The organism is Anoxybacillus sp. P3H1B (assembly GCF_001560855.1).
Taxonomy (GTDB): domain Bacteria; phylum Bacillota; class Bacilli; order Bacillales; family Anoxybacillaceae; genus Anoxybacteroides; species Anoxybacteroides rupiense.
The window spans coordinates 1-14,880 of the sequence record NZ_LPUG01000007.1 but is presented as its reverse complement, the minus strand read 5'-3'; the positions used below and the strand labels follow the sequence as shown (position 1 = coordinate 14,880).

Here is a 14,880-nt window from a genome sequence, read left to right as displayed (position 1 = left end):
TCTCCTAAGCTTTAATAACTTCATATTTAAACTCTTCAGAATAATGTTTGCCAGACACAGAAAAACTCCCCCTAAGAGAAAACAGATTTTTATTTTTTAATCTGTCTACCTTAGGGGGAGCATATCAGTATATGCTGGGCTGTTTTTTTCATTCAGAATAATGGGTGGTCGCCATTGATTGAACATATCCGGCGAGGGACAGCCACCCTTAAAAAAATGAAGTTATGTAAAGTAGATAAGAAGGCATCTATGAACAAACACGATGGCTATTATGTTTTGTTTGTGCAATTTATTGGAGTCGATTTCTTGTTGAGGTTGATTATAGTTTGCTTATTCGGGAAAAGCTGTGGAAAGAAACGATGTGAAAATTCAAGTGCTAAGTAGATTGACATAGGCAAGAGGAGGATCATATGACTGCCGGAAAGATGAATCTAAAGAATCCTTCACATGATGCAACTAGCTCCCCATACTTAGCCCGTAACCTATGGTCAGGCTTCTTGCTCGGCCTTGGTTTAGTGGCCTTTATCGATGAAGCGGTTTTTCATCAATTGTTGCACTGGCACCATTTTTATGACAAGTCCACGACAAGTATTGGATTGGTCTCAGATGGTTTGTTCCATGCTTTTAGTTGGTTTGCGACAGTCGGATCACTATTTATGCTCGCAGATCTTCGTCGGCGAAACGCGTTGCGGCTCACTAGATGGCGGGGAGGGGTGCTGCTAGGGGCAGGAATATTCCAGTTATACGATGGCATAATCCAGCATAAGCTGATGCGGTTGCATCAAATTCGCTATAATGTGAATCTTCTTCCTTATGATTTGACATGGAATATCATTGCGATTGGTATGATGATAGCAGGTGCGATTCTCATCATTCGTGCACGAAATGATTTACAACCGCCAAGGGAGACGCATTCACATGAACATCAATAATTACGTTCATCACAGCACTGGCACCCATATTGATTACGCAAATGGGATACTAGCGCAGCTACTATTGGCATTGCCGTTTTTTCTGCTATTAGTTGTTTATATCTTCGCTGCATTTATATCTAATCGCCGCCATAAGCACTGGCCAATCCATCGCACGATCTTTTGGGCGCTTGGAGTTCTGTGCGCCATTGCCGCAGTGATTGGCCCTCTAGCGAATCGTGCTCATATGGATTTTACAGCACATATGATGGGGCATTTGCTACTTGGAATGCTTGCTCCGCTTCTGATGGCGTTAGCGGCGCCGATGACTCTTGTCCTGAGAACACTCAATGTGACTCTCGCCCGACGTCTTTCTAACGTGCTGAAGAGTTGGCCGATTCGTATTTTGGGACATCCTGTTGTCGCCTCTTGTCTTAATGTCGGAGGACTATGGTTACTTTATACGACTGACTTGTATGCTATGATGCAGCGAAATGTGCTTTTGCATATATTGGTACATATACATGTATTCCTTGCTGGATATGTTTTTACCGTGTCTATGATTTATATTGATCCAATGCCGCATAAGTCTAGCTTCGTCTGTCGGGCCGTCGTATTAACAGTTGCGTTAGCTGGACACAGCATCTTATCCAAATACATCTATGCTCACCCGCCTCATGGCGTCTCTACAGAGCAGGCGGAAATGGGAGGGATGCTAATGTACTACGGTGGAGATGTGATTGATGCTGTTCTTATCTTCATGCTATGTTTTCAGTGGTTTAAAGCTACCCGACCTCGAGCATCGGTAGGTATGGAGCAGTACTCAAAAGTCTCGAATTATAATCAAGGTTGATTCTTATGATCGCATGGTACGGTTTGCTGAAGGAGAAAAATGGCCACTATCCTTAGTTTAACATCGGCTAGGGGTTGTAGGCTCATTTTATACGGGATTATCAACAAAAAGGTATCCCGCAGAAACGGGATACCTTTTGTAGGAAGTGGATAAAAATGATCATTCTGTTGAAACGGAAGGATCAGCTTGCTCTTTTGTCGGACTAATTTGGAAGAAATGATGTTCAGGATGTTCCAGTAAAGGCTTTAGGGCCTCGGCCTCCTGTTCCTGCTCATGTTCGATGAGTAAAGCGATATATTGAGACAATAGCGCTTTTACATCTGCTCGGCCCTGCCCGTTGAGGGGTTCAATACGAACTTGGGCCCCCTTGGCGATTCGGCGTTCAAGAGCAGCTCTTGTTAACCCCATCTCCGGTTGATGACGTAAATAGACGACCCCGCCTGTCATACCAGCACAAATCCATGGTCCTGGATCGCCGAGAACAAGCCCGCGTCCATTTGTCATATATTCAAAGGCAAATCCTTTAATATTCGCGCGAGCCCCAATATTGCCATGCTCTTGTTCCGGGATTGACGCGGTGACTTGACCGCCAATAATTAAGTCCGCTCCTGAGAGGCGAATGCCTGCGCGCGCATCTGCATTTCCTTGAGCGACAAGCAATCCTTTTTGTGCTCCGTAGCCAAATCCTTTTCCGACAGAGCCGTTATAAAACTTTCCATCTTTTCCTTTTGATTTAAAGATGAGGATGCTGCCTCCAAACGATGTTTTGCCAATTCCATCCTGCGCTCCGCCATCTACATGAATGTCGATTCCATGACTATTGTAAGCGCCGAGACCGTTTCCGGGGATGGAGCCATTTTTAAAGCGCAATGTGATGTTTGGCAATTTTTTATACGAGCCATCTAGGCGGCCGCGAACGCGATGGCAAGAGACACGGCTGCCAAGAACCCGCTGCTCCGATGTAACGGTAGAAAATTCTCGAGAACGATGCAGATCCTCTACGCGATGGTCTAAATACTCTGCTCCAGCCGCTACAAGCATCTGCGGTTCTTCTAAGCTAGCTGCTGCTTCTTTTTGAGAAAATTGCTCAATCTCTAATACATTCAGCAGGCTTGCCAAATTTAGTTGATCGAATCCCCTTGTTTGCTCTAATAAATCAGAGCGTCCGACAAGATCTTGCAGCCGCTCATAGCCGAGCGAAGCCGTTAACATCTTTAATTCATGACCAAAAGCAGTAAATAAGTGGACTAATCCTTGCACGGCAGCATTGAATTGTCGCGGTACGAAACGGCGTAATCCATGCTCCTTTGCCTGTGCCTCCGATTCGATTTGCGTAGCGATGCCGACGTGACACGTATCCAAATGACAGCCGCGGCACGTTGTACAGCCGATGGCGATCATAGAAAGAGTGCCAAAACCGATTCGATTGGCGCCAAGCAGCATGATTTTTATGACATCAAGAGCGCTTTTAATCCCGCCATCTGCCCAAATTTCGACTTTATTTCTTAATCCCGCTTCAAGGAGTGCGTTGTGTGCGGCTTTAACCCCAATCTCTACAGGGAGACCGACGTGCTGTAACGCATGGATGCGCGCTGCTCCTGTTCCTCCATCGAACCCACTTAGTGTAATGATATCCGCTCCTGCTTTGGCAATGCCGACTGCAATCGTTCCGATGTTTGGAACGACAGGTACTTTTACAGCAACTTTAGCTTGATCGTTAGCGGTTTTTAATTCTGCAATCATTTGCGCTAAATCCTCGATCGAGTAAATGTCATGATTGTTCGATGGAGAAATTAAATCCGAACCAATCGTCGCATTGCGTGCCTCGGCGATTTTGGCAGTGACTTTTGATCCGGGAAGGTGTCCTCCCTCGCCCGGCTTTGCTCCTTGGCCGATTTTGATTTCTAATAGATTAGAAGAGTTGAGCAGCTCGGCGTTGACCCCAAAACGCCCTGAAGCAATTTGCTGTCCGCGCGAGCGCGGATATTTTCCAAGCATATCTTTAATTTCTCCGCCTTCACCGTTTAAGCTGATCATATTAAGACGATCAGCCGCCTCTGCGTAGGCGCGAAATGCCACTTCGTTTTGCGAGCCAAACGACATAGAGGCAATGACAAATGGCAAACTATGCTCACCGACACTAATATCTACTTTTTCCGCTAAAAGGCTGTTCTTTGTTTTCTTTAAATCAAGTAAATGGCGGATGGTTGTCGGTGTTTCTGTTTCCAATTCGGTTAGTTTTTCACGATAATGGTCATAAACTCCGGTTTGCGCAACCTCTCCAATCGCTTTCCAAATACGAGGGAAGAGGTGGAAGGTTTTTCTTGGCTTGGCGCTTTCATCGCCATAGTCCGCTAACCGGGCGATCGCGTCCTCTTTTAATGAAGCAAAATTATGGGTTAAAGAATCAGACCCAAAGAAGTTGTCAATTTTTAAAGTATCAGCAACGTCATTATGCAAGCCGATTGATGAGAAAAGGCGGCTATATCCGCGCAATTCATGAATGCCAATAGTGGAAATGACCTTTTCCAATCCTTTATTCAAAGCATTGAATAAATGAACAACCGGAAGAGGGGTGCTTTCAGAAGCAACTGTAGCCATCATTAAATATGGACTAATGGCATCAGCCCCTAACCCGTAAACGACAATGAAATCGTGTAAGGAGCGAATGGCCCCAGAGCGAAGCAGAATCGAACAATGACGGCGCAATCCTTGTTCGACTAATGAGTGATCGAGCATGGATGTGACAAGCAATGGATCGAGCCACAAATGTTCGCGCTGATGCGCTTGTGAGTCGTCGATCACCAGCAATGTTTTCCCTGAGCGGACTGCGTCGCATGCCTCGGCAGACAGCCGCTGTAATGCATCTGGGATCGTTTCATCGGCTGAAAAGGTTGCCGAAATCGTATAGGCTAATTTTTTCGCTTGGAACGAATGGACAATTTGATCATAGGAAGGATGCTGCAATAAATCTGCGCATTCATGGCCAAGCTTGCCCTCCACTAAAATAGGAGAAGCCAACTCTATTGCATAAGATACATCTTGCTCTCCAAAGAGCGCAGGACGTTTGCCGATGATGGTGCGTGTTGAAAAATGTTCGGTTTCACGGTCGCGATCAATGGCTGGGTTCGTGACAACCGCCACGCTTTCTTTAATAAAATCAGCGAGATTTTTCCGCCCGTTATCAATAGCGGCAAGAGGAGCATCATGACCGAGTGAACGAATCGGCTCAGCGCCCTTTTCCGCCATTTGTTCAAGGAGCTGGATATGTTCTCGGTCCCATCCAAAAGCAGCATACTGACCATTATGCACTTTGTTTGTGGACGCCATAAATACATGTTTCGCCAAAGCAGGCGGTTCAAGGCGCTTGCGAAAATTAGAAATGTCGAAGCGCTTGGCAAAACGCGCATATACTTCCTCTTGAAAATCAGCATATTCAAACATCTGGATCGCCCCGTTTGCTCCCCATTTAAACCCGATCTTTTCGCCAGGTGCCAAGGGCTTTGGTTCGCCTGTATATTCACTGGTCGGAATAATGCCAGGCTCAGAAGAAAAAATGAAGCGATCTTCCGTTTCTAATTTCCAAAGAGGCCGTAATCCTAGCGAGTCGACACTAAAGACAGCTTCGTCTCCATAGCGGGAAATAATGCCTGCCGGTCCTTGGGAAAAGTGTCCCCATGCTTCCCGAATATACGTATATAAATCTTGCAAATGAGAAGGGTAGGATTTGATTTCGTTAATAATTGGCGGAAACATTAAATCCATTGCTTCAAACAAACTGTAGTCATGACGGCAAATCAGTGTTTCGATTGTGCGGCTTAAATCCTGTGAATCACTTCCGTCTTTTGGAAGGGGAACATCAATCATCAATGCTTCTTCACGAAGCTTAGCGATTGTATTAATCTCGCCATTGTGGCCTAGAGCGCTAAATGGCTGGACCCTGAAAAAATTTGATAACGTATTTGTTGAGTAACGGTTGTGTCCAAGGGTAATCGTCGAAGCAATAAGGGGATTGGCCAAATCCTCATAGTATTTTGGCAATATATCTCCTGCTCCCATTACTTTATAAACAACATGAAAATTGCTCAAAGATGCGACATGAACATTTTCGTCTTGTTCGATATCGATAAGAAGCTCAAAAAGACGCCGGGATAAGTAGTGACCGTTTTGTGAAGGCAGCAGAGCCACCTGCCAAAAAACAGGCTCTTGACGAAGAGCGATCGGTCCTAGTGCACGCGAGTGAGTAACGCGGTCAGACTCAAAGATCATGGATAAACCAAACTGCTGGAATTGTTGTTTTATCGTTTCTTTTATTTTTTCAACATCCGCTGTTCGGTTAATAAAAATATGACCAACTGTAAAAGAAGGATCATTTGCTATCTCCGGATTTTGGCCAGCGGCTGCCAGTTTTTCCATCCAAAGAGCTTTTGGCAAGTCAATGTGAACGCCGACCCCATCACCTTCCCCATTGATAAATCCGGCGCGGTGGTTCATTTTGACAAGTGCTTGAATACAGGTCATAATGTTTTCTTTTGTTGGAATGCGTCGTTTCTCGAGAGCTGACACAATGCCGCATGCGTCATGTTCTGCACGATGAAAATCCTTGAAAAGGGCTGGACTCCAATGTTGTTTCATTTGAGTGGCTTTAAAGTGGGGGATATCCACTTCTCGGCCTTCACCTCCTGTGTACAGTGTTTGGTTTAAGAAAAAACCCCAACAACCAGGGGATAGAATCATGTGGATTTGCTGAATATGCTAGCGCCCATTGCCAATATAAACGCTTTCAGCCTGTATCACTGGCCTTGTTCATCTTCACTCCTTGTTTGCTAAGCGTTTTCAAGCCAACCTGTATATATAAATGCAACTCGGAGATGAAAAGCCTGCTCTCTGGAAAATCGAAACGTTATGATTTGTCTTTATCACATATTCACGTAATAGAATCCTGTGAAAATCTGTGAAATATCGTTGTTTGGCCATCCGACCACCGAATGAACTCCTCATCTTGTAAAAAATAAAAACTTTATAAATGGGCCGCTAACAAGGAATGGTTTGCCGGCTGCGACAGATAAGCAGCCATTTTTCAGGGTGCTTATTTTATGAGAGCGACTAGTTCTGCAGATAAAAAATATTCAGAATTTATAGTCTATGTTACCATTTTTATTAAGCGAAATCAATTATTTATTCATATTTATGGATGTTGTATTCATTTGAGGAAAAGTGTAAAAATAGACTTGTAAACGATTACAATAGAAATAAAAAATGAACGGAAGATAAGGGGCTTCCGTTCATTTTTGTATAATTATTCATATCTGAGTGATTTAAATGCATTTTCCACTGCTTGAATCGTATATTGGATATCTGATTCTGTATGGGCAAGTGTAATAAACCAAGCTTCGTATTTGGAAGGAGCAAGGTTGATCCCTTGTTTTAACATCGATTTAAAAAATTTAGCAAACATATCTCCGTCTGTCTGTTGTGCTTGTTCATAATTTTCCACTTTTTGTGTTGTAAAATAAATGGTTAAAGCTCCTTTTAGGCGGTTAATGGTAATGGGAATCTCATGTGTTTTTGCATGAGAGAGAATGCCTTCTTCCAGCATGGCCCCAAGCCGGTCAAGATGCTCGTATGCCCCTTCCTGCTGCAATACTTCTAAGCAGGCGATTCCAGCAAGAATAGACGCGGGGTTGCCGGCCATCGTTCCAGCTTGGTATGCTGGACCGAGCGGAGCAACTTGCTCCATAATATCCTTCCGGCCGCCGTATGCTCCGATTGGAAGACCGCCGCCGATAATTTTTCCAAGTGCAGTTAAGTCAGGCTCAATACCCAGCAAATTTTGTGCCCCTCCATACATAAATCGGAATGCCGTAATAACTTCGTCGTAAATGACGAGTGCCCCGGCTTGATGAGCGATTTCATTCACGGCTTCAAGGAATCCTGGCTTCGGTTCAACAATGCCGAAATTTCCAACAATCGGCTCAACAAGAACGGCTGCAACTTCTTCCCCCCATTTTTCCATTGCTTGTTTAAATGAGCCAATATCATTAAAAGGAACAGTGATCACTTCTTGAGCAATGCTTTGTGGCACGCCAGCAGAGTCAGGAGTACCTAATGTCGAAGGGCCAGATCCAGCAGCGACTAGAACAAGATCTGAGTGTCCATGATAGCAACCGGCGAATTTCATAATTTTATCTCTTCCCGTGTAGGCGCGCGCAACGCGAATTGTCGTCATCACTGCTTCAGTTCCGGAATTGACAAAGCGTACCTTTTCTAATGAAGGAATGGCCTCTTTCAACATTTTGGCAAATGTAATTTCATAAGGAGTGGGTGTTCCGTATAACACCCCGTTTTCTGCCGCGCGTTGAATGGCTTTTGTAATATGTGGATGGGCATGTCCCGTAATGATGGGGCCATATGCGGCTAAATAATCAATATACTTATTGCCATCTACATCCCAAAAGTAAGCCCCTTGTGCGCGTTCCATCACGACAGGAGCCCCTCCGCCAACCGCTTTGTAAGAGCGGGAAGGGCTGTTTACACCGCCGACGATATGTTGCAGAGCTTCTTCATAAAGTTGTTCAGATTTTGTAAATTGCATATTTCAAAAGCCTCCTACGAGAGTTTCTTTACCGCTTCTTATTCTAACATATTTACTTGAGCATACCATTTGTTTCTCTTTTTGACTTTAGATAAACTATTGCTTATGTGGAGGTAGAGAAGTATGGGGAACGTAATTGAAGTTGAAAATTTACGCAAAGAATTTAAAGCCTATTCAAGCCGCTCCGGGCTGATGGGAGCATTTCGAGATTTATTTACAAGAAATTATAAAATCATTCAGGCGGTTCATGATATTTCGTTTACAGTGAACCAAGGAGAAATGGTGGGATACATTGGAGAAAACGGCGCTGGAAAGTCAACGACGATAAAAATGCTGACAGGGATTTTAACGCCGACAGCTGGAAAAGTAAGCGTCAATGGAATGAATCCTCATAAAGAGAGAGAAGCGTTTGTGCGAACGATCGGAGTTGTTTTTGGCCAGCGCTCGCAATTGTGGTGGGATATTGCCGTACAGGAATCGTTTCGTTTGCTAAAAAAAGTGTATCGGGTATCTGACAGTGATTATAAAGAGCATATGGAGCATGTCATTGAAACATTAGATATCGGTCCGCTGCTCGATAAGCCTGTCCGCAAATTATCACTTGGCCAGCGAATGCGCTGCGAATTGGCCGCTGCCCTTATTCATAATCCCCCGCTTTTATTTTTGGATGAACCCACAATTGGCTTAGATGTATTAGTTAAATTAAAGATTCGTGAGTTTTTAAAAGAAATTAATCAAAAATATAATACAACCATTTTATTGACAACCCACGATATTTCGGATATTGAAGCATTGTGTGATCGCGTGATTATGCTCGATGAGGGGAAAATCATTTATGATGGATCACTCCAGCGCTTAAAAGAAAACTGGGGAGAAGGAAAGCAAATTCAGTTTACATTTTCTCAAGAAATTACGTCTGCAGAGCTGCATCCCTTAACGGCTGCTTGGGGTGTGAAGTGGAGTAGGGGAGAACAAGACAACAGTTGGATTGCACATGTACCGAAAGCCCATGTATCAGAGATTATCAGCTGTATTGTGAACCATTATGAGATTCAGGACCTGAATTTGTATGAAATCTCTACAGAAGAAATCATTCGCAACATTTATGAAGAAGGTGTTGCGCATGGATAAATATATGGAAATGATCCGCATTCGATTTTTGATGATGCTGGCTTACCGAACCAACTATTATACAGGTATTCTTATTTATTGCATTAATATCGGAGCGTATTATTTTCTATGGTCTGCGATTTATAGCGGGAAATCGTCGATTCAAGGGATGTCTATTGAAAAAATGGCCACTTATGTAGCCATATCATGGATGGCTAGAGCTTTTTATTTTAATAACATCGACCGAGAAATTGCGATGGAAATTAGAGAAGGACAAGTCGCAACGGAATTAATCCGTCCGTATAATTACTTGGGCATGAAGACGATGCAAGGATTGGGGGAAGGGATCTTCCGCTTGTTATTTCTTTCGCTTCCCGGAGTCGTGATTACCGCCTTGCTTTTACCCCTTCATTTTTCAACTGATATCCATACATGGATGTATTTTGGACTATCTATTATGCTGAGCTTTATTATTAATTCAGAGCTGAATTTACTTGCGGGAGTAATAGCGTTTTTTACACTGAATAATGAAGGATTGCTGAGGGCAAAGAGATTTATTATTGATTTATTTTCGGGTCTGATTTTACCAATTAGCTTTTACCCTGATTGGGCGCAAGAAATCATGAAATACTTTCCATTCCAAGCGATTAGCTATATTCCAAGCATGATTTTCACTGAAAGCTTTCAAGGACAGGCAGTTGTGAATGGGCTACTGTTTCAAGTTATTTGGAGTGTAGTGCTGTTATTTCCTATTTATATGCTTTGGAAGGCAGCGAAAAAGCGGCTTGTGATTCAAGGGGGGTAATGGCTTGTTTTATCTATCTGTCTTTTTTCAATATATGGCACAATATATAAAAACGAAATTACAGTATCGTACAGACTTATTAGTGGAGTTTTTTTCCGATCTTATGTCTCAAGCTGTGAACTTGATCTTTATTCTTGTCGTTTTCGGTCATACAGATTTGCTGCATGGTTGGACGCGGGATGAAATGATTTTTATTTATGGTTTTTTTCTAGTGCCTTTCGCTTTATTTGGTGCCTTTTTTAATATTTGGGATTTTAATGAGAGATACATTGTGCGCGGAGAGCTGGATCGTGTATTGACACGTCCTGTGCACAGTTTGTTTCAAATTATATTGGAGAGAATGGAGCTTGAATCGCTGCTTGGAGCAGTTACAGGCTTCATTATTATGGGATATGCAGGATCGCGTTTAGATCTAGATTTCCACTGGTATGATGTCCCGATCTTTCTATTATTTGTGATTGGTGGAATGTTCATATATGCAGGTGTTTTTATTGCGCTGGCGACCATCAGCTTTTGGTCTGATGCGAGAAGCTCAATTATGCCGATGATGTATAACATCAGCAACTATGGCCGGTATCCCATTGATATTTATAATCGCGTGATTCGTTATATATTAACATGGGTTCTGCCATTCGCTTTTGTGGGAGTGTATCCATCTGCTTATTTTCTTGGCAAAAAAGAATGGTATGTGTACTCTTTTTTGACCCCTGTCATGGGAGTGGCCTTTTTTGTTTTAGCCCTTTTGCTATGGAACGCAGGTATCAAACGGTATCGTGGAGCTGGAAATTAATAAAAGGCAGGAATCGCATGGTTCCTGTCTTTTTTAGTTTATAAAAAAACAAAGCCGCAGGCGGATGAGTGTATCATATGGAAGCAAGGAGAGGAATTCTGCTCTGTTTAGACGTAGGTCACTTTTGGATGTTTATGTTTTTTATGGGGGGACGCATAGTGTAGAGATGAGCCCTTGATTGCTGAAACCCATTGATTCTTTGGGAAATCGGTGTTGTGTCAAGTGAATAACGAGAATTCAAAACAACAATAGGGCCGTACAAATGTTAGATATAAGCGCAAGTATGCGGATGGAATATCTCTTTTTTGTCCCACATATCCATGTATAGATATGTATGGGGTGATTGCGATGTTAGTATTAGGTGCCGTTATATTTATTTTATACGCAAGCATTGCTTCGATGTGGGTAGCACAATCCAAAAGAAAGCCATATATCTCAGCGGAAAATTTTGTTGCGCTGCTCTTACTATATTTTACAATGATGCTGGGGTTTGGACTGATATATGCGTGGATGCAAATAAACGGATACAATGTGTTTACAAGAAATATTGAAGAGGAGACCAACAGATTTGGTCATATTTTACTCGATGGCTTGTATTTAAGTGCTACGACATTGTTGTCTGTCGGCTATGGCGATATTGTTCCTGTAGGAATTGGGAAATGGATTGCGGTGGTCGAAGCTTTATTAGGGTATATTATGCCAGCTACATTTATTACTCGTTTTGTTATTGATGGGAATAAAAAATGAACATTGAAACATTCGTTTTTTTTCGCTACGCTAATAAGAGATTGAAAACGAAACCTGTTGGTCTAGCGATACATTGATAAAAATTGAGATGGAGGAAGAGCAGATGGTTCTTGAAATTGGACAGCTTGCCCCAGATTTTCTGCTTCCGGCAAGCAATGGCAAAACAGTATCTCTTTCTGATTTTCGCGGAAAATATGTGGTGCTCTATTTTTATCCGAAAGATATGACGCCGGGCTGCACAACTGAGGCATGCGACTTTCGGGATTATCATGGACAATTTAACCGCTTAGAGGCTGTTATTTTAGGAATAAGTACAGATCCGGTTGAGCGCCATAAAAAATTTATTGAAAAATATGAACTCCCCTTTTTGCTGTTAGCTGATGAGCAGCATGAGGTAGCTGGAAAATATGGGGTTTGGAAATTGAAAAGAAGCTTTGGAAAAGAATATATGGGCATTGAGCGTTCTACATTTGTCATTGATAAGTCAGGGATTTTAATTAAAGAATGGAGAAATGTTAAAGTAAAAGGACATGTAGAGGAAGCTTTGGGGTACATAAATAATTTATCGGGGTCTAGGTAAATGTCCATGCCAAAAGAAAATAAGGAGAATATATTAAAAATGTAGGGCATACCTCCTCATAAATGAAACGATGTTTTGCGGAAAATATTTCCGCTTATTTTTTTGTGAAAAATTCTTCAATAAGATTATATACTATATTAATGATAGGAATATTGACAAAAGGCATGAAATAGCGGTAGACTAATTATAAAAATTATAAAATAATAATTCTTTTTTAATAAGAAAGCGAGGTGCATGGCGGTGCCCGAAAACTCAATGTTAAAGGAAGCGCTTGATACGTTGAAACAAACAGGAGTGCGCATAACTCCGCAACGTCATGCGATATTGGAATATTTGGTTCGTTCCATGTCACACCCAACGGCAGATGAGATATATAAGGCTTTGGAAGGAAAGTTTCCGAACATGAGCGTAGCCACGGTTTATAATAATCTTCGCGTTTTTAAAGAAGTGGGGCTTGTAAAAGAATTGACTTATGGTGATTCATCAAGCCGCTTTGATTTTGTCACTTCTGACCATTATCATATCATTTGTGAGCGGTGTGGCAAGATTGTTGATTTTCATTATCCAGGATTAGATGAAGTCGAAGCGTTGGCTTCACACGTAACAGGATTTAAAGTAAGTCATCATCGAATGGAAGTGTATGGGGTATGTGCTGAATGCCAACACGGGCATCATTCTCATTAAAAAGCTGATAGCAGTAAAAGGCTATCAGCTCTTTTTTCGTTTCCGATTGTATTTTTCGTCAAACTCTTTTCCAGCTAGTTCCGGATCCAATGTTAGCGGTTCTCGGCAATACATGCACATATCGACTCTCCCCAGCATTTTTGTCGTTTTTCCGCATGTTGGACAAACCACTTGAACCGTTTTTGTCGATAACATACCGATCCAAAAATAGACGACTGTGCTGGCAATAATAAAAAGAAGCCCTAAAATCATAAATATGGTCATAATCAGCATGGAAGTACGGAAAAATACTCCTATATACATAACAATAAAGCCGATAAAGATTAAACTTAAAGCAAATGTGCGGATTTTGTTGATTTTGCTGGAATATTTTATTGACATTTTACTCTTCCCTCCTAACAACAACTATACCATAAAATTGCATGATTTAATCTGATTTCAAGCAATTTTGTAAGAGGAATTTTGCGATTTTTGTCGAATTAGCTGGTAATAGCATTCGGATAAATATTTATGGAGGAAAATATATGGAGAAGCTAATCCGCCCCATCTATCAAGAAAGAGCAAGTCAACGCAATACCCTAGGCATTCTAATGATTGAAAAAAAATTTAATCACTCTGCTAGCACTGATACGTTTGATGTCATTTTATTAGTCATTGCAAAAGATACGGATTATCCTTTCTTTATTAAGCATTATTCTTACGAATATCAGAAAGCAGCGTTGTATATTGTTAATGAACAAAAATTAAATGAATGGCTTCTTCTGGGAACAAATCGTAAAGTAATCGATTGGGTTCTGAACGGGAAAGTTCTATTTGATCGCAATGAATATATTGAAGGATTAAGAAGGCAACTGCTTGAATTTCCTGAACAAGAGCGGCAATTAAAAATGGGAATTGAATTTGCTAAATTAATTCGAAGGTATACAGATGGGAAAGTTTTTTTAGAAACCGATCAATTGCTTGATGCATATAACCATGTTGTACATGCCTTGCATCATTTAGCAAGACTTACAGTCATTGAGCAGGGGTTTCATCCAGAGGTGACTGTATGGAATCAGGTGAAGCAAATCGATGCACAAATTTATAAGCTTTATAAGGAGCTTGTGGAAAGCGAGGAGCCTTTAGATAAAAGATTGGAGTTGCTTTTTTTGGCAAGTGAATTTTTAATTCATTCTCGAGTTCCGTCTGGTTCGGCCCATTTGTTAAAGATATTGAAGCAAAAAGAAGGGGCTTGGAGCATAGGGGAAATAGCATCTCATCCAGAACTGCAAGTTTATTCTGTCGATCTTGTTATCATGCTGGAATATTTGGTGGATAAACATTTTTTAGCTATTCAAGAGGTACCGACAAAGGGACAAAATATTTTTCATCGCTATTACATGGTTGTAGATCACCCTTAATTCCCTCAATTCTAAATAAATGGGCCCTCTTCCACGCATAATATAAAGGGCCTTTACTTATTCGCAACAAGATTGGATAGAAAAGATAAAAAAACTATTGACTTGATAAAAAAGACGTGGTAAATTAGAAAACGTCGCTGCGAGGTATTCAACTGCAGCGCCGAAAATGAGTTGACTTAAATGAAAAAAGATGATATTATGAAAAAGTCGTTTTAAAAAAGAAAAAATGTTCTTTGAAAACTGAACAAAACGAAGCGTTAACGAAAAATTTCGGTATAGTCAACCGAAATTTAAATAATAGCCAATCAACTTTCTTTTGGAGAGTTTGATCCTGGCTCAGGACGAACGCTGGCGGCGTGCCTAATACATGCAAGTCGAGCGGACCGAATAGAAGCTTGCTTCTGT

12 protein-coding genes and 1 rRNA gene are annotated in these 14,880 nt (G+C 41.7%); 10 read left to right on the top strand and 3 right to left on the bottom strand.

Going from position 1 to position 14,880, the window contains the following annotated elements; translation table 11 throughout:
• Nucleotides 1-425: 425 nt before the first annotated feature.
• Entirely contained in the window at nucleotides 426-932 is a 507-nt protein-coding gene (locus AT864_RS00120; RefSeq protein WP_066145255.1) for a DUF2243 domain-containing protein, read from the top strand.
• Nucleotides 919-1,764 carry a cytochrome c oxidase assembly protein gene (locus AT864_RS00115; RefSeq protein WP_066145247.1) on the top strand — a complete coding sequence of 282 codons (846 nt, stop codon included), beginning with the start codon at nucleotides 919-921 and terminating at the stop codon, nucleotides 1,762-1,764. Before AT864_RS00120 ends, AT864_RS00115 begins: the two co-directional genes overlap by 14 nt.
• Before the next feature lie 159 nt (nucleotides 1,765-1,923).
• Here the strand turns inward: AT864_RS00115 and AT864_RS00110 are convergent, their stop codons facing one another.
• Both AT864_RS00110 and AT864_RS00105 read right to left on the bottom strand, forming a co-directional pair.
• A complete protein-coding gene (locus AT864_RS00110; protein WP_066145252.1) occupies nucleotides 1,924-6,399 on the bottom strand; it encodes a glutamate synthase-related protein in 4,476 nt (1,491 codons plus the stop codon).
• 664 nt (nucleotides 6,400-7,063) lie between these two features.
• The gene (locus tag AT864_RS00105) at nucleotides 7,064-8,359 is read right to left on the bottom strand and encodes a glutamate-1-semialdehyde 2,1-aminomutase (RefSeq protein ID WP_066145244.1); all 1,296 of its coding nucleotides are present in this window, start codon (nucleotides 8,357-8,359) and stop codon (nucleotides 7,064-7,066) included.
• 123 nt (nucleotides 8,360-8,482) lie between these two features.
• On the opposite strand from AT864_RS00105, the gene AT864_RS00100 reads away from it, so the two are divergent.
• The 6 genes from AT864_RS00100 to perR all read left to right on the top strand — a co-directional run bounded on the left by AT864_RS00100 (nucleotide 8,483) and on the right by perR (nucleotide 13,075).
• A complete protein-coding gene (locus AT864_RS00100) occupies nucleotides 8,483-9,490 on the top strand; it encodes an ATP-binding cassette domain-containing protein (protein WP_044741727.1) in 1,008 nt (335 codons plus the stop codon).
• Complete coding sequence (locus AT864_RS00095; protein WP_044741726.1) at nucleotides 9,483-10,274, top strand: ABC-2 family transporter protein; 792 nt, start codon at nucleotides 9,483-9,485, stop codon at nucleotides 10,272-10,274. The genes AT864_RS00100 and AT864_RS00095 overlap by 8 nt, the downstream gene beginning before the upstream one ends.
• Nucleotides 10,275-10,278: 4 nt before the next feature.
• Nucleotides 10,279-11,064: an ABC transporter permease gene (locus AT864_RS00090; RefSeq protein ID WP_044741725.1), complete on the top strand. Its 786-nt coding sequence runs from the start codon at nucleotides 10,279-10,281 to the stop codon at nucleotides 11,062-11,064.
• 348 nt (nucleotides 11,065-11,412) lie between these two features.
• The gene (locus tag AT864_RS00085; protein WP_044741724.1) at nucleotides 11,413-11,811 is read left to right on the top strand and encodes a potassium channel family protein; all 399 of its coding nucleotides are present in this window, start codon (nucleotides 11,413-11,415) and stop codon (nucleotides 11,809-11,811) included.
• A 103-nt stretch (nucleotides 11,812-11,914) separates the two neighbouring features.
• Nucleotides 11,915-12,391, top strand: coding sequence for a thioredoxin-dependent thiol peroxidase (gene bcp, locus AT864_RS00080; RefSeq protein ID WP_066145241.1), 477 nt, complete (start codon nucleotides 11,915-11,917; stop codon nucleotides 12,389-12,391).
• 234 nt (nucleotides 12,392-12,625) lie between these two features.
• On the top strand, nucleotides 12,626-13,075 hold the full coding sequence (perR, locus tag AT864_RS00075) for a peroxide-responsive transcriptional repressor PerR (protein ID WP_044741722.1): 450 nt from the start codon (nucleotides 12,626-12,628) through the stop codon (nucleotides 13,073-13,075).
• 24 nt (nucleotides 13,076-13,099) lie between these two features.
• Here perR and AT864_RS00070 read toward each other — a convergent pair whose 3' ends face one another.
• Nucleotides 13,100-13,456, bottom strand: coding sequence for a YgzB family protein (locus AT864_RS00070; RefSeq protein WP_044741721.1), 357 nt, complete (start codon nucleotides 13,454-13,456; stop codon nucleotides 13,100-13,102).
• A 143-nt stretch (nucleotides 13,457-13,599) separates the two neighbouring features.
• Here AT864_RS00070 and AT864_RS00065 point away from each other — a divergent pair, with 143 nt between their 5' ends.
• Nucleotides 13,600-14,475: a nucleotidyltransferase-like protein gene (locus AT864_RS00065; RefSeq protein WP_044741720.1), complete on the top strand. Its 876-nt coding sequence runs from the start codon at nucleotides 13,600-13,602 to the stop codon at nucleotides 14,473-14,475.
• 313 nt (nucleotides 14,476-14,788) lie between these two features.
• Nucleotides 14,789-14,880, top strand: a 16S ribosomal RNA gene (locus tag AT864_RS00060); the annotation flags it as partial.